General features: G+C 69.9%; 23 protein-coding genes and 1 pseudogene. 9 read left to right on the top strand and 15 right to left on the bottom strand.

Translation table 11 applies throughout. The annotated features are described in order from the left end of the window. Window positions 1-340 precede the first annotated feature (340 nt). The 9 genes from FGD71_RS15490 to FGD71_RS15530 all read right to left on the bottom strand — a co-directional run bounded on the left by FGD71_RS15490 (window position 341) and on the right by FGD71_RS15530 (window position 7,234). A complete protein-coding gene (locus tag FGD71_RS15490; RefSeq protein ID WP_119101045.1) occupies window positions 341-1,177 on the bottom strand; it encodes a sugar phosphate isomerase/epimerase family protein in 837 nt (278 codons plus the stop codon). Continuing rightward, window positions 1,174-2,124 carry a VOC family protein gene (locus FGD71_RS15495; RefSeq protein WP_119101046.1) on the bottom strand — a complete coding sequence of 317 codons (951 nt, stop codon included), beginning with the start codon at window positions 2,122-2,124 and terminating at the stop codon, window positions 1,174-1,176. Before FGD71_RS15495 ends, FGD71_RS15490 begins: the two co-directional genes overlap by 4 nt. Then, window positions 2,117-2,524 (bottom strand): carboxymuconolactone decarboxylase family protein, encoded by a 408-nt coding sequence (locus tag FGD71_RS15500; protein WP_119101047.1) that lies wholly within the window; start codon window positions 2,522-2,524, stop codon window positions 2,117-2,119. Before FGD71_RS15500 ends, FGD71_RS15495 begins: the two co-directional genes overlap by 8 nt. Next, window positions 2,514-2,726: a tautomerase family protein gene (locus FGD71_RS15505; protein WP_119101048.1), complete on the bottom strand. Its 213-nt coding sequence runs from the start codon at window positions 2,724-2,726 to the stop codon at window positions 2,514-2,516. The genes FGD71_RS15500 and FGD71_RS15505 overlap by 11 nt, the downstream gene beginning before the upstream one ends. After that, window positions 2,727-3,509, bottom strand: coding sequence for a 2-keto-4-pentenoate hydratase (locus tag FGD71_RS15510; protein ID WP_089511995.1), 783 nt, complete (start codon window positions 3,507-3,509; stop codon window positions 2,727-2,729). After that, window positions 3,506-4,552: a 4-hydroxy-2-oxovalerate aldolase gene (gene dmpG, locus FGD71_RS15515; RefSeq protein WP_119101049.1), complete on the bottom strand. Its 1,047-nt coding sequence runs from the start codon at window positions 4,550-4,552 to the stop codon at window positions 3,506-3,508. Before dmpG ends, FGD71_RS15510 begins: the two co-directional genes overlap by 4 nt. Continuing rightward, a complete protein-coding gene (locus FGD71_RS15520; protein ID WP_119101050.1) occupies window positions 4,549-5,448 on the bottom strand; it encodes an acetaldehyde dehydrogenase (acetylating) in 900 nt (299 codons plus the stop codon). Before FGD71_RS15520 ends, dmpG begins: the two co-directional genes overlap by 4 nt. Next, a complete protein-coding gene (locus tag FGD71_RS15525) occupies window positions 5,445-6,254 on the bottom strand; it encodes a 2-keto-4-pentenoate hydratase (RefSeq protein ID WP_119101051.1) in 810 nt (269 codons plus the stop codon). The genes FGD71_RS15520 and FGD71_RS15525 overlap by 4 nt, the downstream gene beginning before the upstream one ends. Before the next feature lie 248 nt (window positions 6,255-6,502). Beyond that, the gene (locus tag FGD71_RS15530; RefSeq protein WP_240436601.1) at window positions 6,503-7,234 is read right to left on the bottom strand and encodes an IclR family transcriptional regulator; all 732 of its coding nucleotides are present in this window, start codon (window positions 7,232-7,234) and stop codon (window positions 6,503-6,505) included. Window positions 7,235-7,628: 394 nt separating this feature from the next. On the opposite strand from FGD71_RS15530, the gene aroQ reads away from it, so the two are divergent. The 3 genes from aroQ (at window position 7,629) to FGD71_RS48835 (ending at window position 9,394) form a co-directional block, all read left to right on the top strand. Continuing rightward, window positions 7,629-8,096, top strand: a complete 468-nt coding sequence (gene aroQ, locus FGD71_RS15535; protein ID WP_119101052.1) for a type II 3-dehydroquinate dehydratase — start codon at window positions 7,629-7,631, stop codon at window positions 8,094-8,096. Window positions 8,097-8,306: 210 nt separating this feature from the next. After that, on the top strand, window positions 8,307-8,531 hold the full coding sequence (locus FGD71_RS15540) for a hypothetical protein (RefSeq protein WP_119101053.1): 225 nt from the start codon (window positions 8,307-8,309) through the stop codon (window positions 8,529-8,531). A gap of 89 nt (window positions 8,532-8,620) precedes the next feature. After that, entirely contained in the window at window positions 8,621-9,394 is a 774-nt protein-coding gene (locus FGD71_RS48835; protein ID WP_240436603.1) for a transposase family protein, read from the top strand. Between the two features lie 148 nt (window positions 9,395-9,542). On the opposite strand, the gene FGD71_RS15550 is transcribed toward FGD71_RS48835, so the two are convergent. Together FGD71_RS15550 and FGD71_RS15555 are read right to left on the bottom strand one after the other, a co-directional pair. Beyond that, complete coding sequence (locus FGD71_RS15550; RefSeq protein ID WP_119101054.1) at window positions 9,543-10,028, bottom strand: hypothetical protein; 486 nt, start codon at window positions 10,026-10,028, stop codon at window positions 9,543-9,545. 3 nt (window positions 10,029-10,031) lie between these two features. Beyond that, entirely contained in the window at window positions 10,032-10,994 is a 963-nt protein-coding gene (locus tag FGD71_RS15555) for a hypothetical protein (protein ID WP_119101055.1), read from the bottom strand. A 224-nt stretch (window positions 10,995-11,218) separates the two neighbouring features. On the opposite strand from FGD71_RS15555, the gene FGD71_RS15560 reads away from it, so the two are divergent. Further along, window positions 11,219-14,176 (top strand): AfsR/SARP family transcriptional regulator, encoded by a 2,958-nt coding sequence (locus FGD71_RS15560; protein WP_119101063.1) that lies wholly within the window; start codon window positions 11,219-11,221, stop codon window positions 14,174-14,176. Between the two features lie 86 nt (window positions 14,177-14,262). Next, window positions 14,263-14,457: pseudogene (locus tag FGD71_RS50165) on the top strand (hypothetical protein); the annotation flags it as partial. A 125-nt stretch (window positions 14,458-14,582) separates the two neighbouring features. Here the strand turns inward: FGD71_RS50165 and FGD71_RS15570 are convergent. The 3 genes from FGD71_RS15570 to FGD71_RS47390 all read right to left on the bottom strand — a co-directional run bounded on the left by FGD71_RS15570 (window position 14,583) and on the right by FGD71_RS47390 (window position 15,686). Continuing rightward, window positions 14,583-14,954 (bottom strand): fic family toxin-antitoxin system, toxin component, encoded by a 372-nt coding sequence (locus tag FGD71_RS15570; RefSeq protein WP_119101056.1) that lies wholly within the window; start codon window positions 14,952-14,954, stop codon window positions 14,583-14,585. Beyond that, on the bottom strand, window positions 14,951-15,208 hold the full coding sequence (locus FGD71_RS15575) for a hypothetical protein (RefSeq protein ID WP_240436602.1): 258 nt from the start codon (window positions 15,206-15,208) through the stop codon (window positions 14,951-14,953). Before FGD71_RS15575 ends, FGD71_RS15570 begins: the two co-directional genes overlap by 4 nt. Before the next feature lie 337 nt (window positions 15,209-15,545). Beyond that, window positions 15,546-15,686, bottom strand: a complete 141-nt coding sequence (locus FGD71_RS47390) for a hypothetical protein (RefSeq protein WP_162931136.1) — start codon at window positions 15,684-15,686, stop codon at window positions 15,546-15,548. A 322-nt stretch (window positions 15,687-16,008) separates the two neighbouring features. On the opposite strand from FGD71_RS47390, the gene FGD71_RS15580 reads away from it, so the two are divergent. The 4 genes from FGD71_RS15580 (at window position 16,009) to FGD71_RS15595 (ending at window position 18,379) form a co-directional block, all read left to right on the top strand. Next, entirely contained in the window at window positions 16,009-16,188 is a 180-nt protein-coding gene (locus FGD71_RS15580) for a hypothetical protein (RefSeq protein ID WP_119101057.1), read from the top strand. Continuing rightward, window positions 16,185-16,793, top strand: a complete 609-nt coding sequence (locus FGD71_RS15585; protein WP_119101058.1) for an RNA polymerase sigma factor — start codon at window positions 16,185-16,187, stop codon at window positions 16,791-16,793. Before FGD71_RS15580 ends, FGD71_RS15585 begins: the two co-directional genes overlap by 4 nt. Continuing rightward, the gene (locus FGD71_RS15590) at window positions 16,790-17,632 is read left to right on the top strand and encodes a hypothetical protein (RefSeq protein WP_119101059.1); all 843 of its coding nucleotides are present in this window, start codon (window positions 16,790-16,792) and stop codon (window positions 17,630-17,632) included. Before FGD71_RS15585 ends, FGD71_RS15590 begins: the two co-directional genes overlap by 4 nt. Before the next feature lie 141 nt (window positions 17,633-17,773). Continuing rightward, complete coding sequence (locus tag FGD71_RS15595; protein ID WP_119101060.1) at window positions 17,774-18,379, top strand: P-loop nucleotide/nucleoside kinase family protein; 606 nt, start codon at window positions 17,774-17,776, stop codon at window positions 18,377-18,379. Between the two features lie 106 nt (window positions 18,380-18,485). Here FGD71_RS15595 and FGD71_RS15600 read toward each other — a convergent pair whose 3' ends face one another. Then, window positions 18,486-20,288, bottom strand: a complete 1,803-nt coding sequence (locus FGD71_RS15600) for a tetratricopeptide repeat protein (RefSeq protein ID WP_119101061.1) — start codon at window positions 20,286-20,288, stop codon at window positions 18,486-18,488. Window positions 20,289-20,353: the final 65 nt, after the last annotated feature.

A 20,353-nucleotide genomic window follows, 5' to 3' on the forward strand; every position in this document is an offset into this window, starting at 1 on the left:
GCCGCCCGCCACACCCATGAGCCCGGCCGACCTCGCCGTCACCGCTACGCTGCACCGAGCGGCGCCTTCCTGCACACCGGCGCTCCCGCGGGCTCCCCAACAGCCGCGACCGGCCCCGCTGCGAGCCACGGGACCGCGCCACGGTGATCCTGGACGACCAGGCCCCGGGTCGTATACGACCCCCGTCGCGAGTGGCGCCTCCTCTCCTGGACCACGTCCTGAGCCTCGTGCAGATCACCCGGCGTCCTTATTCGTGTTGCGAGGACGGACGAACAGCCCCGGGTCACCGACCTGGTGCTTCACTCAGCCGTGCACAGGGCCGATCGTGGCCGTGCCGGGTTCAGTGTGTGGGAAGCGCCTCCAGGGCCTTGGACGCCGTTGTGAAGGCCTGGGCTGCCATCCCCTCGACCGGGAGGTCCCGGTAGCCGGGGTAGTTGACCTCGACGCAGTACGGGCCGCGGAAGCCGCGTTCGTGCAGGCCCAGCAACAGGCCCGCGATGTCCAGCTCGCCGTCGCCCGGCAGCAGCCGGCCCTGCCGTGCCTCGGTGAGGAAGTCGCCGTCCACGACGCAGCCGTCGTTGAGCTGGACGGCCACGATCCGGTCGGGCGGCAGACCGTCGAGGTCGGCCAGGCTGGAGCGGGTGTTGTAGAAGTGCCAGACGTCGATCATCAGCCCGGCGTTGGCGGCGCCCGAGGCCTCCACCACCGCGCGGGCGGTGGCCACGTCCTTCATGCCCGACCAGGGGAACGCCTCGACCGCGACGCGCAGCCCGTAAGCGGCGACGCCGTCGCAGATCGTACGGAGCCGCGCGCCCGCGGCGTCGATGTCGAGCTCGTCCGCGGTGAACTCGCCCGCTGTGACGTGATGCGGCCGGAACGCCTCGCCGAGCGCGCCGGCAGCGGCGACGGTGTCGGCGTCACCGGCGCCGGCCGCGGCCCAGCCGCTCAGGAACTCGATCTCGTTCAGGGCGAGTCCGTGCGTACCGAGCACTGCGCGCAGGTACGCGTCGCTCGCCCCGTCGGCCCCCATCAGCCGGTAGTCGTCGGTGTGCAGGCCGATGCCGGTGAAACCCGCGGCGGCGGCCGCGCGGCAGCGTTCCGCGAACGGCACCCGGGCGGGCTGGGCGAAGCCCGCGCCGGACAGGGTCACGAAACTCGCGGTCAACTCCCGGTTCATGGCAGGACCGGGGTGGCGTGGGAGTGGAAACTCGCAGGCACCTCCAGACCCCAGGCGGTGGAGCGACCCTGGCCCTCGGTGGTCCAGGTGACCGGCTCCCAGTCGGGGGCGAAGATGTGGAAGCCGCCGGAGAACACCTCGATCCGGTTGCCGCCGGGTTCCAGGACGTAGAGGAAGAAGCCCTGGGTGCGGGAGTGCTTGGCGGGGCCGAACTCGATCTCGACACCCAGTTCGCAGAAGATGTCGGCGGCGCGGAGCACGTCCTCGCGGTTCTCGACGGCGTAGGCGAGGTGGTGCAGCCGCCCGGTGACGCCGGGCACCGGTTCGCGGGTGATGGCGAGGTCGTGGGCCTTGTTCATGAGGCTGAGCCAGGCGCCCACCTCGGGCTGGCCGGGCGGGATCAGGTGCTCGCGGAGCTTGAAGCCGAGGGCCTCGCACATGACCTCGCGCGTGCCCGGTACGTCGTTCGCCAGAACGTTGATGTGGTCGATGCGTGCCGCGCCCACGCCCCTGGCGACGGAGGACTGCGGCTGGTTGGGCAGGTAGGAGGCCTTGCCCGCCGGGGCGCGGTACTTCTCGGTCTCGAAGTAGAGCTCCATGCGCTGGCCGCTCGGGGCGATGAAGGAGTACGCCTTCCCGTGCCCGAAGTCCCCGTCGATCCACTCCCCCTCGACGCCGCGTTCCTCCAGGGCGGCGACCCGGCGGGTCAGGGCCTGCGGGCTCACCGCGCGCCAGGCGACATGACCGAGGCCGGCCCGGTCGGCGGCGGTCAGTTTCAGGGTTGTCAGGTCGTGGTCGCCCCAGGCGCGCAGATAGGCGCTGCCACCGGACTCGTGCACCAGGTCGAGGCCGTAGACCTCGGTGAAGAAGGCGAGGCTCCGGTCGTACACGGGGGTCAGCAGTTCGGCGTGCCCGAGGTGGGCCAGTTCGTAGAGCGGCTCAGTCACGCTCGTTCTCCTTCGCTTTCTTCTCCAGCTCCGCGATGTCGGCCAGCACCTGGGGGCCGCGGTTGATCGCGGAGAACCCGGTGAACAGGAACGCCAGATCGATGACGGCGCGCAGCTCGTCCCAGCTGGCACCGGCCCGTAGCGCGGCGAGGCCGTGCAGTTTGGCGGCGTCGCTGAGTTTGGCGTGCAGGATGCCGAAGAGCACCAGCTGGACCGTCTTCTGGTCCAGCGTCTCCGGATACATGATCATGTTGCGCAGTCGTTCCTGCGCCAACAGCAGTTCCGGGTTGTCCTTCTCTGACGCCTCGAAACGGGAGGCCACACGCGGGGGGACGAAGCCCAGCATCCGCTCGTACGTCGCCCGGAAGTCGTCGACGCTCTCGGGGCGCTCATCGCTCATGGGATGCCTCCTGTTCGGCCTGTTCGGCCTTGGTGATGTCGCCCGCCGCCCAGTGCTCCGGCGGGATCTCGCGCACGAGGACCCGGATGGCCCCGTCGGGTGCGTCCAGGGAGTCCCGCACGGCGGCGTGCACCTGGTGGATGAGGTCGCGGACCATCGAAGGAGGGCGTCCGGCGACGATGCTGATCTCGACGAGTGGCATTCAGGCTCCGACTACTCGCAGGGTGCCGAGGTGGGTGAACTCGGCGCTGATCTCCCGCCCGGGCTCTACGAACACGGCGTCGGTGAGGCCGCCGGTGAGCACGATCCAGCCGGGCTCGATGGCGATGCCGCGCTCGCCGAGGGAGTTCGCCGCCAGCGCGAGTGCCTCGGCGGGGTGGCCCTGCACGGCGGCGCCGGTCGCGGAGTCGGTGATCTCGCCGTTGATGCCGAGCAGGCAGCCCTCCAGCGCGAGGTCGAGACCCTCTGGCGGCAGGCTGGTGCCGCTGACGACGAAGCGGGAGGACGAGGCGTTGTCGGCGACCACGTCGGGGAGGGTGAACTTGAAGTCGGTGAAGCGGCTGTCGATGACCTCGAAGCCCGCGTGCACGCTGCGGACGGCGGCGAGCGCGGTCGCGGCGGTGACCCCGGGCCCGGCCAGCCGCTCCCCCATGACGAAGACGATCTCGGGCTCGACGCGCGGGTGGATGAGTTCGTCCATCGGCACCGGGACGCCCTCCGGGAGCACCATCGCGTCGGTGAGCCAGGCGGTGAGCGGGGAGTCGATGCCCATCCGCTGCTGCTTGGCACGCGAGGTGAGGCCGAGCTTGACGCCGACGACCTTCTCGCCGGAGTCGACCTTGCGCTGCAGCAGCGCGTCCTGCACCTGGTAGGCGGTCGGCAGGTCGAGGCCGGGCCATTCGTCGGTGATCCGGCCGCCGTCCCTGCGGTCGGCCTCGCGGCCGAGCAGCTCCGTGACGGCGCGGTCGATGGTCCAGTCGCTCATGCGGGTACGCCTTCCGAGGTCGTGGCGCGGGTGGAGAGGTCGATCGCCACGTCGATGATCATGTCTTCCTGGCCGCCGACGTACCCGGCCTCGCCGACCGCGCGCAGGATGGCGTGCGCGGGTACTCCGTAACGGTCGGCGGCGCGCTGCGCGTGCAGCAGGAACGAGGAGTAGACGCCGTGCCTGCCCTGCTCGATGGCTGGGCGGTCCGCGATGGGCAGCCGGGGAATCAGCGGGGTGAGCACCTCGTGCGCGGCGCGCAGTACGCCGTCCACGTCGAGGCCGATCGGGACCCGCATCCGTTCGAAGACGGTGGCAAGGAGTTCGGTGGGCGAATTGCCGGCGCCCGCGCCCAGCGCGCACAGGCTGCCGTCGATCTGGCGGGCGCCCGCCTCGTACGCGGCGATCGAGTTCGCGACGCCGAGCGAGAGGTTCTGGTGGCCGTGGAACCCGATCTGGGCGTCGTCGCCGAGCTCGGCGGCCAGCGCCGATACGCGGTCGGTGACGTCGGTGGGCAGCAGCCAGCCCGCGGAGTCGACGACGTACACGCACTGGCACCCGGCGTCGGCCATGATCCTGGCCTGTTTCGCCAGCGCCTCGGGACCGACCCGGTGCGAGAGCATCAGGAACCCGACGGTCTCCATGCCCAGTTCGTGCGCGGCCCCGAAGTGCTGGATCGAGACGTCCGCCTCGGTGCAGTGGGTCGCCACCCGTACGATCCCGGCGCCCGCGTCGTGGGCCCGGCGCAGGTCGTCGACGGTGCCGAGGCCGGGCAGTAGCAGGACGGCGATGCGGGCCCGGCGGGCTTCGGCGACGGCCGCCTTGACGAGTTCGATCTCGTCGGTGTGCGAGAAACCGTAGTTGAAGGAGGACCCGGCGAGGCCGTCGCCGTGGGTGACCTCGATGACGGTGACGCCCGCGTCGTCCAGGGCGCGGGTCACGGCCCGTATCTGGTCGACGGTGAACTGGTGGGCCACGGCGTGACTGCCGTCGCGCAACGTGGTGTCGGTGATGCGTGCGGCCGGTCGGGGGTCCGCGGTCATCGGGTCACCGCCTTGTCTCGCTGGCTGATGAGTTCGCCGACGCGGACTGCGGCGGCAGTCATGATGTCGAGGTTGCCTGCCCACGGGGGCAGGTAGTCGCCGTTGCCGCGGACTTCGAGGAAGACCGCGACTCGGGCCTGCCCCTGCCATCCGGGGCGCGGGTCGTCGAACTGCGGCTCGGAGCGCATCTGGTAGCCGGGTACGTAGACCCGCACCTCCTCGACCATCCGGTGGATGGACTCGGTGACGGCGTCGCGGTCGGCGTCGGCGGGGATGGCGCAGTACACCGTGTCGCGCATGATCATCGGGGGATCGACAGGGTTGAGGATGATGATCGCCTTGCCGCGTCCGGCGCCGCCGACGGTCTCGATCGCGTGGGAGGTGGTCTCGGTGAACTCGTCGATGTTGGCGCGGGTACCGGGGCCGGCCGAGCGGGAGGCGATCGAGGCGACGATCTCGGCGTACGTCACGGGCACGACTCGGGAGACGGCGGCCACGATGGGGATGGTGGCCTGGCCGCCGCAGGTGATCATGTTGACGTTCGATGCCGCCCCGTGCTCGGTGAGGTTGACCACCGGGCAGACGAAGGGACCGGTCGCGGCGGGGGTCAGGTCGATGGCGGTGATCCCGGCCTCGGCGTAGCGGGCGGCGTTGGCCAGATGTGCCTTGGCGGATGTGGCCTCGAAGACCAGATCGGGCAGCTCCGGCCGGCTGAGCAGCCAGTCCACGCCTCCGGCGCTGGCGTCGACGCCGAGCTTCCCGGCACGGGCCAGGCCGTCGGAGGCGGGGTCGACCCCGACCATGTACCGGACGTCGATGTGCTCGTTGCGCAGCAACTTGACCATCAGGTCCGTGCCGATGTTGCCCGGCCCGACGATGGCGGCGGTGGCGGTCATCCGTCCTCCCCCTGCTTGGTGGTGTGACCGAATCGCGCGGTGACGGTGCCCAGCCCGCCGAAGGCCGCGGTCACGGAGTCACCGGCGGCCACCGGCACGGCGGCGCAGACAGAGCCGGGCAGGATGACATGGCCCGGCTCCAGGGTGACGCCGAGTCGGCCCACCGTATTGGCCAGCCACACCAGGGCGTTCAGCGGCGAGCCGAGTACGGCGCCGCCGGCTCCGGTGCCGACGACCTCACCGCGGCGGGTCAGCACGCAGCCGGACAGCCGCAGATCGACCGCTCCCACAGGGACGGGGCGGCTGCCGAGCACCACGCCGCCCGCCGACGCGTTGTCCGCGACCGTGTCGATCAGGCCGATCTTCCAGTCCCGGATCCGGGAGTCGATGATCTCCAGGGCTGGGAGAACGTAGTCGACCGCCGACAGCGCCTGCGCGGCGTTCACCCCCGGGCCGGTGAGCGGCCGCTTGAGGACGAAGGCGATCTCCGGTTCGACCTTGGGGCTGATGAACTCGGCCAGTCCGATCGGCAGGCCCTCCAGATGGAACATGGACTCCATCAGGTGCCCGTAGTCGGGCTGGTCGACGCCGAGCTGGCGCTGCATGGCCGCCGAGGTGAGCCCGACCTTGTGTCCTTGGACGCGCTGCCCGTCCTCGGTCCAGGTGCGCACCTGCTCGAGCTGGACCGCGTAGGCGTCCTCGACGGTAAGCCCGGGGCGGGTCCGGCTGACCGGGTCGATCGGCTCGCGGGCGCGCCGTGCGGCGAGCAGTTCCTTGGCGACCACGAGGTGCGTGGCTTTGTCCATCTGCGGCTCTTTCCTCAGGTGATGGGCGGTCCCCTGGCAGCATGTTGCGGCGGGTCCCACCCGGCAACCCAAGTGATCCGCTGAGCGGATCAAGATCGATTCTTTTTCGACGCACACTTGTTCCGCTCAGCGGATCATCCGACTTGCCCGCTCTTCATCCCGAGAGGACAGTCCTCCCGTGACGTGACGCCCCACGGACCGGACCCTACGAAGGGAACGCCATCAGCGGACACCCCATGGGAGCCTGTTCAGCTCTCGCTCATGGAGGGGCTCGGGCCCCGCAGCTCACGGCTCACGGCCAGCCCCGCCGTGCGCACGGCGGGAGCCACCCGGCGCAGGTTCAGCCTCCCGCTCCAGCCCGAGATGGACATCGCCGCGACGGGCCGGCTGTCGGCCCCGAGGATCGCGGTCGCGACACACCCCACCCCGGGGCCGGTCTCCTCGTTCTCGTACGCGACTCCCGCTCCCCGGATCCGTTCCAGCTCACGCAGGAACAGGCCGGGCGCGGTGATGGTGCGCGGGCCCACCGGCGCAAGCCCATGAGCGCAGACCGCGTCGACTGTCTCCGCCTCACCGAAGGCGAGCAGTACCTTGCCCACGGCCGCGGCATGCGCGGGCAGTCGGCCGCCCACCCGCGACCCCATCCTCGGGGCGTCCTTGCTCCGCAGGATCTCGACGTAGACCACCTCGGTACCGTCCAGCACGGCCAGATGCACCGTCTGCCGGGTCGCCTCGCGCAGATCGGCCATGTACGGCAGGGCGATCGCCCGCAGATTACGGTGCCGGGAAGCCAGCTCGCCGTACTCGAACAGGCGCGTTCCCATGTGCAGGAGCGCGCCGTCGTTCTCGTCACGCTCCAGGAACCCGTAGCCGACGAGATCGCGCACCAGGCGGGAGGTCGTGGACTTCGGCAGTCCGGCCCGGCGGGCGATCTCCGACACCCGCAGCTCGGCGTGAAGCGCGTCGAAAGCCCCGAGCACGGCAGCTACGCGCGCGACACCGGAGTCAGGAATGTTCCGTTCAGCGGGACACATCGATGAAGCATGACGGGGGACCGGACAGCGTGCAAGTGTCTGCGTCGGCCTCGTCAGCGCAGGTAAGGACATCGCCGGCGCGCGACGCGGGTCAACCACCGGGCAGGAGGGCGGCCGTGTGGACCGCGCTGCGGCCCGGGGGCGCAGGCCACGGGCCGCGGTCGCTCGGAGCAGCCGGGCCTGTGTGCGTTTCGGACAGGCAAGGCATTCGAGTTCGTCACGGACCGCCTGGCCGGCACGAGCGGATGTCCCCCACCACCTGTCACGGCTGCTCCTGCTCACGCACCGGGATCCCCCTACCCACCCGACCCGCATGCCAGCACCGATGAAAGAGCTGCACATGTTCGACGCCACCACCGAGAACGCCCCCGGGCGGACCATCCTCTTCCTCAACGGCCCCAACCTCAATCTGCTCGGCGTGCGCGAGCCCGACAAGTACGGTTCCACCACGCTGCGCGAGGTCGAGGAGACCGTGGCCAAGACTCTGTCCGCACACGGCCTGACCGCACGCTTCGTTCAGAGCAACCACGAAGGCGTGCTGGTCGACGCGATTCATGCCGCGCGCACCGAATGCGGCGCGATCGTCATCAACCCCGCCGCATTCACACACACCTCCGTCGCACTCCGGGACGCGATCGCCGCCGCCGCTCTGCCGACCATCGAACTCCACATCACCAACGTCCATAAGCGCGAGGAATTCAGGCACCACTCCTACATCTCGGCGGTCGCCGACGCCGTGATCGTCGGCGCCGGCACGCACGGCTACATCCTGGCCGCGCTGCACGTCGCGCATCTTCTCGTCGGCTGACTCACGCCCCTGTACATACCGGAAAGGTCATCCGCGCCGGTCGACTGACTGGCAAGCCTGGAGCGCACGAGCGCCACTCGCGCTGGCGCCCTCGGAGTCCGGTCTGATCAGTGAGGCTCGCGAGAGTTGTCTGAGCGCTTTCGACACGCTTGAGGCTTCGCCGTCGCCCCTCGGGCGCCAGTGGCTCGCCTACTACATCGCGCGAACGGGGTGGCTGGCCGGGCACCCTCCAGTGCCCGCCGCTGGTACGCGGAAGCCGCCGCCATCGCACGCACGCACCAGCACACCAGGGCCACCAGGCTCTACGTATCGGGCCTGATCGCCTGCGCAGCACTGACCGACGACATGGACACGGCGGAGTCCCTGCTCCCGGATCTTGAACAGTACGCACCAAGCGGCTTCATGGCCGGCGAGGGGACTCTCGGCACCGCCTGACTGCACTCTGTACGAGGCAACCTCAGCCGCGCCCGTGCGTGAGCACCCCGACACCGACGCACACCAGGACCGTGACCTGCTACTTCACGATGCACACCGCTCATTGCCACCGCGGCCACCCCTCCGACCGCCGAAACCGCCCCGCTTCCACCAGGGCAGCACTACGAGGACATCAACACAGGCACAGTCAGCAGACTTACTCCGGCAGGCACAAGTGCCACGGCCTGCTCGTGATCGCGCTCACCGACGACAAGGGCCGCCTGGTCCGGGTGAGCGCGGTCCGGCCCGGACGCACCTCGGAGATCACCGCCTGCCGCCACAATAAACTGACCACCCAGCTGCGCGCGGCCGGCCTCGGCGCGATCGCCGACCTGGGCTTCGTCGGCCTCGACGACAGTGGCCCGAACGCGGACCCGGCGGTGATCACCGGCTACAAGTCGGCCCGCAACCGGGCCCTGACCAGGGGCCAGAAGCTGTCCAACAAGGCGCTGGCCGCGGTCAGGGCCCCGGTCGAGCACGGGGCGAGGGCCTGCTGCATTTCGGCGTGGCTGCGCAGGTGTGCGGTGGGGGCCGGCGGACAAGCAGCCATCGGGAGGAGACTTTCTGCCCGTGCAGCGGGGGGATCGACCCGCTGCTGCATGGGTCGGGGCCAGCCTGCTGCACGAGCAGCACCCGTGTGCCACCTGAGTCGTGCAAATGCTGCGCTGCACTCTCGACACCGCCCCAGCCCGCCATCCGACGACCACCGCCAGGACCCGGGGCAGCAGGACGCACTCGGCTCCCCAGGCCTTCCCGCGCCCTCTCCCACCCGCCGGTGCCTCGCCGCCCCCATCCCCGGCGCCACCCACTGGAGCGGCCGCTGACCCGAGGACCTCGTCTTCGACGAGAAGTAACCGACCCACCCGGACCCCGACGGTCACCACTTCGTCTGTTGGGCTCGCCCTTCTCGAGGGCCCGCCGGGCATGTCGCTCGGCGGGCCCTCGATCACGGCCAGATTATTCCAGCGTCGCTCAGCAAGAGTCGGACCAGTTGTGGGAGGCGATGTTGTTGTTCAGGGTCTGGTTGTCCCCGTGTCCGCCTCCGTTGGGGCCGAAGCGGTAGTTCCGGAGGTCTGCGAGGTACCGGCCGTTCCCGACGCAGTACCAGGCACCGGTGTGTTGGGAGCCCCAGTAGACGTTGACGTCTTCGTACGGTCCGGGGTAGCCACTGTTCTGGAGGGAGCTCGCCCTGTTTACTATGCCCATGGTCAAGCCGGGGCAGGAGTTCCAGTTCGCGTCGCCACCGGTCCACGCGCAGTAGTACCCACCCCTGTTCACATCCTCGTATGCGTAGAACTTGCCGTTCGCGGCTGGCCCCACGGGGGCGTCGGCGGCAATAGGCCGCGACGACAGGTCCCGGTCGAGGTCGGATGCCTGCGCGACGCCAGGCACGACGGACAGAGTCACAGCCGTGAGCCCCACGGCGGCCAAACCCATGGTGATTTTGGTACGGGTCACTGGTCACTCCTTGGTTGTGGTGGTGGTTGCGTCCTCCGGACGGTTGCCGGATTGGTCCGTTGGCAGGAGAGCGCGGGCACGTGGCAGGGCGGCGCGTTCCAACCGGAGTTTGCTGCGTACCTCGTCCCGGTACTGGTCCCGCAGTCGCGCTTCGTAGCGCCGGTCGAGGCGTCGGACGGTGGTGGTAAGGCCGGTGTCGCGAGCGCACTCGGCCTCGGCGACCGCCGTTCGTACTTCCTGTCGCTGACGCCCCGCCGTACGCGTCGCCGCCGCATTGTCCTTGAAGGCGGCTCGGGCCTGGTAAGGATCGGCGTAGTTCAGTCCCCGCTCACGCATGCAGGCGGACCACTTCTTCACGGCAGCCTTGAACTCGCCGTCCGCTGCGACCTGTTGCTGGCGCAGTGCGGGGAGGGCCCCGGTGACCACGTCCACGCGGAACCAGGTGGCCAGGTCGCCGTAGAGCCGTTCCTGGACCTCCGCGGTACAGCCGTCGGCCATGCGGCCAACGGTCATGCCGTTCGGATCCCGGACCTCCAGCCGGTCGGCGGACTGCGCGCCGTTGTAGGCGGCGACGGCACGCTGCCGGTCGGCCGCCGACAGCCCGGCGAAGTAGCGCTGGTTGGGATCGGCCGCACGCACCTGCTCACGCCGGGCCTGCAGGTCGCTCCCATAGCCGTGCCGGGCGGCCCACCGGACGTCGTCGATCACGTACGGGAAGTCACGGTCCTCGGGAAGCGGCCGGCGGGGCACGGCCCACATCCGAAAGCCGCGGGCGGCCATGCAGGAGCGAGTGAGCTGTTGTTCCGCGTCATACAGGAGGTCCCGCTCCGGCTCGGTGAGCGGCCGTGCCGTCGTGGCGCCCGGATCGTCCGGGGATGACGGTGTGCCGCAGGAAACCGCCGCGAGTGCGGCCGCCACGGTCATCACGACCAGGCTGGTCTGCCGATGGAATCGGTGACGACGCACACTGTCCCCTTCACGTCTGATGGGCTTCGCCCGGCCCTGGGCGGGGTCAAGAGGGCCGCTGCCCCCTCGGTGTCACGGGCCGTTGTCCATACGGTGTGGCGTGAATGTGGGCAGGAACCTTGCGTAAACCTTGCTTCACTGGTCAACGCGGGTCAGGCCGTGAGACTGGCGGGCGGCCGGAGCCCGGCGCATGGGATTGTGCGGAGTGACCACGGGGGATGGGCATGGCGGATTTTCTGCTGCTGGGTACGGTCGAGTTACGGGGCGCGGATGGCGCGGTGGTGGATCTGGGTCCGGCCAAGCAGCGCACGGTCCTGGCGGCGTTGCTGGTGGATGCGGGCCGCTGGGTTGCGGTGGAGACGCTGATCGACCGGGTCTGGGGGCAGGAGCTGCCTGCCCAGGTGCGCACCTCGCTGTATGCGCACATCGCCCGGATCCGCCGGATGCTGGCAGATACGCACGCACCTCTAGGCACGGGCACGGACGACGCTGGTGCAGGGCCGCAGCTGCGGCGTGGTCCCGGCGGGTATCTGCTCGATGTGCCGTCCGGCCGGGTCGATGTGCACCGGTTCCGGCAGCTGGTCGACCAGGCCCGCGGCGCGCAGTGCACGGATGCCGAGCGGGTGGTGATGCTGCGTGAGGCGCTCGGGCTGTGGCGCGGTGAGCCGCTGGCGGGCCTTGCCGGCGGATGGGTGCAGCGCACCCGGTACAGCTGGCAACAGCAACGGATCGAGGCGGTGCTGGCCTGGGCCGATGCCAAGTTCCGTGTGGGCAATCACGCGGAGGTGATCGGCACACTGACTGCTCTGGTCGCCGAGCATCCGCTGGTCGAGCCGCTCACCGTGGCACTGATGCGGGCGCTGCAGGCTGCCCGGCGCAGCCCGGAGGCCCTGGCCTGCTACACCGTCCTGCAGAAGCAGCTGGCCGAGGAACTGGGCACGGACCCGGGTGCCGAGGCGCAGCAGGTGCATCAGGCGATCCTGCGCGGCGAATCCGCCCCGCCCACGGCCGGCGGTACGCGGCCGCCCGCCGAGGCCGGTCCCGGCCGGGCGGTGCCGGCACAGTTGCCGTTGGAGACCCGGGGGTTCACCGGCCGGACGGAAGAGCTGACCCGGCTGGACGGGATCCTGGCCGCCGCCGCGGAGCGCCCAGCACCGGTGGTCATCTCGGCGGTGTCGGGAACGGCGGGGGTGGGCAAGACGGCGCTGGCGGTGCACTGGGCCCACCAGGTCGCCGACCGCTTCCCCGACGGTCACCTGTATGTGAACCTGCGCGGCTTCGGCCCGTCCAGGACGGCCATGCCGCCCGATCAGGCGGTGCGGGGCTTCCTCGACGCGCTCGGCGTACCACCCCACCGCGTCCCGGTGGATCTTCAGGCGCGAGTCGGCCTGTACCGCAGCCTGCTGGCCGGGCGGCAGGTGCTGGTGGTGCTGGACAACGCCCGCGACGCCGACCAGGTCCGCCCGCTGCTGCCCGGCTCTCCCAGCTGCCTGGCCATAGTGACCAGCCGCAACGGGCTCACGGGCCTGGTCGCCGCCGAGGGCGCCCACCCCATTGCCCTGGACCTGCTCTCACCAGCCGAGGCCCACGACCTGCTGGCCCACCGGCTCGGCGAACACCGGGTGGCGGCCGAACCGGACGCCGTGCAGGAGATCATCACCCACTGCGCCCGGCTCCCGCTGGCCCTGGCCATCGTCGCCGCCCGCGCCGCCACCAACCCCGGATTCCCCCTCAGCGCCGTCGCCGAGGAGTTACGCGACAGCCACGGCAGCCTCGACGCCTTCATCGGGGACGACCTCACCACCGACGTACGGACCGTCTTCTCTTGGTCGTACCACGCCCAGTCCGCCCCAGCCGCGCGCCTGTTCCACCTGCTGGGCCTGCACTCCGGACCCGACATCTCCGCCCCCGCCGCAGCCGCCCTCGCGGGGCTCCCGCTCAGGGAGACCCGCGGCCTGCTCGTTGAGCTCACCCGCGCCCACCTTCTCACCGAGTACCTGCCCGGCCGTTACACCCGACACGACCTACTACGTGTCTACGCCGCCGAGCGCGTCCTCACCGAGGAGACACCGCAAGAGCGGGACCGCGCCATCGAGCGACTCCTCACCTGGTACCTGCACACGGCTGACGCCGCCTATCCGCTCTTCACCCCGGACCGTCCGCGGGTTCCCCTCGACCCGTTGCCCGCCTCCTGCCACCCCCTGGCGTTCAGCGCCTACGACCAGGCCCTTGACTGGTGCGAAAGCGAACGCCCCAACCTGGTCGCCGCGGTACGCCAGGCCGTCTCCGCTGGCAGGCCGGGCATCGCGTGGCAACTTCCCGCCGCCCTGTGGGGGTTCTTCTACCTCCGCAGCCATCTGCAGGACTGGCTTGACACCACCCGCACCGGCCTCGACGCCGCCCGCGATGTCCACGACCGCATGGGCGAGGCATGGGGCCTCATGGACGTCGCTTGCGCCCTGACACAGCTGCACCGGTACGACGAGGCCATCGACCACTTCCGGCAGGCGATGGTCCTCTGCCGAGAACTCGGGAACACAGTCGGCAGGTGTCAGGCCCTGTCCAACCTGGGCGACGTCTACCGTCGGATCGGTCGGCCGGAAAAAGCCGTCGAGTACTGCCGCCGAGCGCTGGCCGTCAACCGGCGTCTCGACTACGCCTTGCGCGAGGGAAACATCCTGGTCAATCTGGGTGACGCCTACGAGCAGCTCGGGCGGTTCGACGAGGCCATCGGCGTTCTGGAGCAGGCGCTGACCGTCCTGCGGCGCATCGGTGACCGCTGGGTCGAAGGCATCGCGCTCGACATCCTCGGCACCGCACACCACCGCCTCCAGCGCCACGACGACGCGGTCGGGTACTTCCACCAGGCGCTCGACACCCATGCGGATATCGGCAACCGGTCGGGAGAGGCTCACACGCTTGGCAACCTCGGTGACGTCTACCTGGCCGCCGGCGACCCGGACGCGGCTCGCACGAACTGGCAACAAGCACTGGCGATCCTCGAGAAGGTCGACCACCCGGACGCCGAAGAGATACGGGAAAGACTCCGCCGCCTGGAGGAACACCCGCCCCCGCCCGGCACGCGGTCCGATCCCGCCGCCGACCTTGAGCAGCAGGGTGAGCACCGGACGAAGAACACCTACTACGGCGTTCGAGGCAGGTCCCGGCGGCACGGTAGGTGACGCCAGATCTCACCTATCCGGCGAGTACACGACCGCCGGAAGCCGTACGAGTATCAATGTCAGTGGTGGCAGGCAGGATGTCGGGCATGACCACACCAGCTGCAGTAATCGTGGATGCCGCCGCCTACGCGCAGGCGGTCGAGGACGCGGTAAAGGCGTCGGCCGCCTACTACGCGAGCGGCACCTCCCCGCTGGACGACGACGCCTACGACCGGCTGGTGCGCGGGATCGCGGCGTGGGAGGCGGAGCATCCCGAGCAGGTGCTGCCCGATTCGCCGAGTCTGGCCGTTGGTGTTGAGGAACATCTCGGCGTCGGCCGCGAGCGCCGCATCCCGAACGAAGTCCTCGGGGGACTTGCCGACGAAGTTGGCGGCCGCCTCGACGCGCGATAACCACCCGTTCGGGATCAGGGTTTCCAGGTGCGCAGGAAGGCGGCGATCCGGGCGGCGGTGCAGCGCGGGTTGTTCAGCTCGTGGGCGAGTGCGGTGAGCTGTTCGCGAGTGGGGTTGACAGGGATGTTGCTGGCCTCGAGATACATGACAGCAACGGCGCAGGCGACGGTGAGGTTGGAGCGCTCCAGCCAGCGGCATCGCCCCAGGATGTGCACCAGGGCGGCGGCGCGGGAGTAGGGGCCGTCGTAGACGGGTGTGTCGAGGAGTTCACCGCGGTGGCGGGCGACTGCTGCGATGGGTACGCCGTAGTCGTCGGCGGCTGGGTCGCGGTGGCCGGCCCGTTCCGCCACTTCGAGGATCCAGGATTCGTCGACGTGCAGGATCACGCGGCGGCACCTGGCTGCGGCTCGGTGTACGGGGCGTCGAGCTGCTGCTCCAGGTTGTCGAGGAAGGTGCCGTGCTCTTCGATGAGCCGCTGGGCGGCGGTCATGCCGGCGGCGCGGGCGCCGGTGGTGTCCTCGATGATGAGCCGCTCTACGTACTTGTTGAAGTCCAGTCGGCGGGCGGCTGCGGCGGCCTTGCCGGCCGAGAGCACGTCCTCTTCCAGCCGGACCTGCGTCTGCTTCTTTGTGGAAGTCACACCCGTATGGTAGCAGGGTGGTAGCAGGTGTGGGCTGGGTGCGGAAGCGGTACGGCAGTCGGCATCGCGCGCACCTGTAGGGCCCTGCCCACCGGCCGCTCCGGCGTCAGCCAGTTTCAGCGGCGTCAAGCAGGTCAGCAGCTGTGCGCAAGGCGGCGGCAAGGCCCTTCTGGGCCCCAAGCACCGTAGCCCCAAGATTCGGAGTAGCTCGACGCGCTCCAGGTCGGCGTGGAGCGTCTCGCCCTCGCCGGGCTCGTCGCGCTCGGTGTACGCGGCGCGGACGCGGCACCCGGACTCGGCGGACGACGGGTCGAGGATGAAGGTCACGTCGCACTGCTCACTCAACAGCTCCCGGGATAGCCGCGACCGTGACCGCGCCGATCGGGCCGGGCCTCAGGTCCACGATGCCGGTGGCTTGCCAGCCGCCGTCGGCGAAGTCCGGCGAGTCGTAGACCTCCGTCTCCCCAGGGTCACGCACCGGCCATCACCCGGCGGCACTCCGGCGTACACGCAGTTTTGAGCGCGCAACGCCCACCCTTCCTCCCGGCTCGCTCAGCGAGCCGGAAGAGGCACCGCACTGTCTGGCTCACCGCTCCGGCGGTAGGTATTAGGCGGCTTCAACTGGTCGATGATTGAACTAGCTGCTATCAGGCCGATACTGACCGTAATATTTTTTGGGGGCGAGGCTGCACATTCTGGCCACCGTGGACGCTTCTTGAGTGGAGGCGGATGGTGCCTCTGGTGCCAGGGGACGAGACGAAGGGCACCTGGAAGCAGAACAGGTACATGGGGAGGACCCCGTGCAGCAGAGCGCTGCCGCGTGGTTGTTCGAGATCGCGCTTGCCCTCAGGGTGAACGGCCCGGACGCCGTCCCGGTCTGCCGCCGGCTGCTGACGGCCGGTGTGCGGATCGGCATCACCGGACTGGGCGGCAACCGCGCCCCGTCCGGCACCGACAAGCCGTCGCGGGATGCGCTGTGACCGGCGAAGCAGGGCCGGAGGAGACCGGCGGAGCCGTCGGCGTACCCAAGGTGGTGCCCATCGACCAGTGGCCCATCGGCTGGCAGATGGCGTACTGGGGCTTCCACCAGCGCCGCCGTATCGACTACATGAGCTACGCCTACCTGCAGCTCGGCTCGGACGCCGACGCGGAGGAAGCCGTTGACCTGACCTTCGACCAGGTCATGGACCGCTGGCCGCGAATGCTGCAGATGGAGAACCTGGAGGGTTACGCCTGGACCATTCTCAAGCGCCGCATCATCGACATGCACCGCAAGCGCCGACACCGCCCGGAGCTGATGGACACCGCGGCCTTCGAAGCCGCGCTCGCAGACCCGTGCGAGGACCCCTACGACACGCTCACCGACGCCATCGCCTTATACGGCGCGGTCGCCGCCCTGAGCGAGCGGCAACACGACGCGATCCTGCTGTACTACGGGACGGGCTTCACCACCGCTGGGGCCGCCGGCGTGATGGGCAACGAGGAAGCCACCGTCCGCTCCCAACTGCGTACCGGCCGCCGGCGCCTGGCCACCCTTCTCAAGCTCCGCTACCCGGAGTCCCCCGACGGGAAGAATCCCTCATGAGCACCATGCCGCTGCCGTCCGACCGTCGCACCATCGACGACCTGCTGGCCAAGGCCCGCACCCAAAACCGCTACACCGACTACGACATCGCGGCCGCCGAAGCCCGCCTGCGCAGCCGCCAGGCCGCCCGACACCGCCCACCCCGCCACCGCACCACCCCCACCCCCCACACAACGTGGACGGCCCCCGAGGACGACCGCACCCCCGACGCCGACCGCGCCTGGTGGGACCTGAACGCCGTCAGCCTCCTGATCCTGTTCGGCCCCGACGCCGACCGCCACCTGGCCGACTTCATCAAAAGCCAGTACGCCGACAAGACCGGCGCACTCGTCTTCGCCTGCCTGCCCCACCTCGCCGACGACAGCAACGGCGCCCGCTTCTGGTGGCGCTTCGCCGCCGGCGCAGACCACCACGTCGCCGAATACCGCCTCTACCTCGAACACGCCCACAGCGGCGAGTACGACGACGCCGACCACTGGCGCACCCAACTCCTGCGCCACCATTTCGAACCCACCACCCTGTGCGGCGACCGCACCACCGCCCCCCCTCCTCATCCCCGAACTCATCGACGACGTCCACCCCCACATCACCCGCCCGCACCACCCCGAAATCGGCACCGTCCCCCTCCCCCAACCACCCCTCGTCCAGCAACTACGCCACCTCACCTCCCTGCTCTGAACCCGGAGACCACGCCACGAGACGGCGGCACGCGGCCTCCCCCGACGCCGCAGCCGCCGCTCCACCCCCGACCCAGCGCGACGACGCATGGCACCACCACCGCTGAACGTCACCGCCGTAGATGTGACATAGAAGACGTATCTTCCCGAATCATCCTGTGATGGTCACCAGTAGGCCGGCGTTGGTACGTCGGCCGGGAGGGCGATGCCCGTGCTCACCGTCGTGAATGACGACAACCCGCAAGGCGGATCGCCGAGTGATGAGATCATGCGCGAGGGCGCGCACTGGATGCCGGCCGCAGCATGAGTGAGCCTCTCGCCGTCCTGGTCAACGGACTGCCCGGTGCGGGCAAGACCACCCTGGCCCGCACCCTGGCGCGTCATCTCGGGCTACCGCTGTTCAGCAAGGACCTCATCAAGGAGACCCACGCAGGCGTCCTGGGCGCCGAGCCGCCTGGCTGGCCGCAGCGCCGCTGGAACGCGGCACTCGGCGCAGCCGCCAGCGAGACCATGTGGACACTGCTGGCAGAAGCGCCCACTGGTGCCGTCCTGGAGTCATGCTGGCCGACCGACGTCCGCGACTTCGTCACGCAGGGCTTGAGCCGCGCCAACCACCCCAGGGCAGTGGAGATCTGGTGCGACGTCCCGCTGGAGACCGCCCGGCGCCGCTTCGAAGCCCGCCACCCACGCCACCCGATCCACGGCCGTCTCCTCACGGACGACGAATGGGAACGCTGGCGACGCACCGCCCAACCTCTCCGGGTCGGTCCCACCCTCCACGTCGACACCACCCGACCGGTCGACCAGAAGACCGTCATCGCCTGGATCCGAGAATCGGACCACCGCGATCCCGGAGACAGCCCGGCTGGCCTCACCCCGATCACCCGATCCACAGATCTTGATACCTGAGCCACGGTTCTCGGGGGGCCCTGCGCTATCGCCTGATCGTCGGCGAAGTGGTGCGGCTTGAGGCCCTCGTCCGGGGAGAGGCGCCGGACCGGGAGTCAGACGAGTGTCACCACGGTGGCACGTCCTGGCCCGTGGCGGCGCGCCATAGCGCGGAGAACGCTGACGACGGCCGACCGTTGAAATCGCGGGGCGAAGGAAGCTTGCCGAGCAGGTCCAGTACCGCGCTGAGGTGCCCACACTCCGCGGCCTGCTCGATGAGCAGCTCGGTCGGCCTTTCGCGCTTGGCCCGCGGCGTCTTGAGTAGCTCGGCGTACGCTTCCGCGAGGGCCGCAAGGTCCGCCTCACTCGGCGTCGCCGGGTGGGTCCGCCTCGTGCGCTGCTCGGCGATCCGCAAGGCCTTCTCGTATCGCAACTCCGCTATCAGCTCCGGGGCATCGGACTGGCCCAAGCGGAGCAGATCGGTCCGACCGAGGTCGGCCATTGCGCCGATCACCGGATCCATCGACCAGTCCCACTCCACGTCACACGCATCGAGGAACCCCTCTGCCAGGTCGAGCCGACCGGTGCCCAGCAGATAGAGCAGCCACGGCACGGAGTAGAAGATGCTGGGGGTCTTCCGCCACTCCTCCTCGCCGCGTGCCCACAGCGCCCGCGCCTCGTCCTCGCGCCCGCATTCGGTGAGTGCCCAGCTGACCGTGAGACGGTTCTGCCACGCGTTGGCCTCCGGCTCGATCGCGTCGCGGGCTCGGGCGAACCACACATCGGCGGCGGCCGTATCGCCCATCGCCTGGTACGCGCCGCCGACCGAGGACGCCACATCAGCGACGTTGTACGGTCCGAGGGCCGCCTCCGCACCCGCCTCGACGTCGGCGAAGAACACCCGCGCCTCGTCGGTCCGTCCCGCACGGGCCAGGATCATCGCTACGTCGGCACAAGCCGCGACGCGCTGGTCCGGCTCCGGGATCGCGTCGAGCATTTCCAAGGCGCCGCCGACCTCCCCTCGCCGGGCCCGCAGCCGGGCCGCATGGCGGAGGTGGTTGCAGACGTGGTGGTTGGAGTTGCTGCTGAGTTCGGACACGGAGTCTCGGGCCGCTGAGAACAGTTCATCCAGCGTCGCCGTGTTGGGGGGCGGCCATGACCCGTCGTCCTTTGCCTGAGCGTTCGCCTCCGCATCCCGGGCCTGCTGCTCGACGTACTGCTGCACGTAGTAGCCGAGGCCGCGATCCCCGATCAGCTCGGCGGCGGCCTTAGCGTCCGGCACGATCTCGAGCGCGCCCCACTGCACCGGCCAGGCGAAGCGTCGGTCGACCGACCAGGCCAGCACCGCCTCCAGGTCTTTACTGCGGTCCGACGGCGCGATGACCACCCCCTCCTCGAAGGCAGCGCACCAGGTGTCGTCGTCCAGCGCGAAGTTGACGGGGTGCTCGTCGAACGCGTACTCGTGTGCCACGCACCGAGGCTCCGGTGGTTCGCGGAGAAATTCGAAGTCGCTCAACACGCCGCCGGTGTCGGTCCGATGGAAGGTCACACGGGTCGATCCCACGGAGATTCGCACCCGGCCCGTGTCGCCACCCGCCGAGGCGCCGTGCCAGACATCTGCCTCCCGTCGCTCCTCCTTGGTCAGCCACTTCACCTGTTTGGTCGTCATGTCGATCGCGAAGGTCTGCCGACGCTTCGCGTCGTACACGAGGAGCCGACTACCGTCGCGCGACCAGATGACGTTCTCCGGCCACAGCCCGTCGTCCTCCTCCCCGAACTCCGCGGGAAGCTTTTCGGTCAGCAGATACGGATGCGAGGGCGACGCGTCCTCGGGCAGCCAGAACAGATCGCCCGCCTCCAGCGGAACGACGCAGCCCTTGATCGCGCAGGAGGACGCCGACTCGATGAAGGCGCTTAGAGGCCCTAACAAAGCCGTTGGACGTGGCGGTGGGTGATCAGGCAGATGGCGAGGCCGAGGAAGGCTTCGTGGATGTC

Origin of the sequence: Streptomyces sporangiiformans (assembly GCF_005768555.2) — a bacterium.
Taxonomy (GTDB): Bacteria; Actinomycetota; Actinomycetes; order Streptomycetales; family Streptomycetaceae; genus Streptomyces; species Streptomyces sporangiiformans.

What these genes read in the sequence shown, in the direction of transcription:
- FGD71_RS15490 (WP_119101045.1), bottom strand. Translation starts at nt 1,177, where the DNA reads ATGAACCGGGAGTTGACCGCGAGTTTCGTGACCCTGTCCGGCGCGGGC.
- FGD71_RS15500 (WP_119101047.1), bottom strand. Translation starts at nt 2,524, where the DNA reads ATGAGCGATGAGCGCCCCGAGAGCGTCGACGACTTCCGGGCGACGTAC.
- FGD71_RS15505 (WP_119101048.1), bottom strand. Translation starts at nt 2,726, where the DNA reads ATGCCACTCGTCGAGATCAGCATCGTCGCCGGACGCCCTCCTTCGATG.
- FGD71_RS15510 (WP_089511995.1), bottom strand. Translation starts at nt 3,509, where the DNA reads ATGAGCGACTGGACCATCGACCGCGCCGTCACGGAGCTGCTCGGCCGC.
- dmpG (WP_119101049.1), bottom strand. Translation starts at nt 4,552, where the DNA reads ATGACCGCGGACCCCCGACCGGCCGCACGCATCACCGACACCACGTTG.
- FGD71_RS15520 (WP_119101050.1), bottom strand. Translation starts at nt 5,448, where the DNA reads ATGACCGCCACCGCCGCCATCGTCGGGCCGGGCAACATCGGCACGGAC.
- FGD71_RS15525 (WP_119101051.1), bottom strand. Translation starts at nt 6,254, where the DNA reads ATGGACAAAGCCACGCACCTCGTGGTCGCCAAGGAACTGCTCGCCGCA.
- aroQ (WP_119101052.1), top strand. Translation starts at nt 7,629, where the DNA reads ATGTTCGACGCCACCACCGAGAACGCCCCCGGGCGGACCATCCTCTTC.
- FGD71_RS48835 (WP_240436603.1), top strand. Translation starts at nt 8,621, where the DNA reads ATGCACACCGCTCATTGCCACCGCGGCCACCCCTCCGACCGCCGAAAC.
- FGD71_RS15560 (WP_119101063.1), top strand. Translation starts at nt 11,219, where the DNA reads ATGGCGGATTTTCTGCTGCTGGGTACGGTCGAGTTACGGGGCGCGGAT.
- FGD71_RS15590 (WP_119101059.1), top strand. Translation starts at nt 16,790, where the DNA reads ATGAGCACCATGCCGCTGCCGTCCGACCGTCGCACCATCGACGACCTG.
- FGD71_RS15595 (WP_119101060.1), top strand. Translation starts at nt 17,774, where the DNA reads ATGAGTGAGCCTCTCGCCGTCCTGGTCAACGGACTGCCCGGTGCGGGC.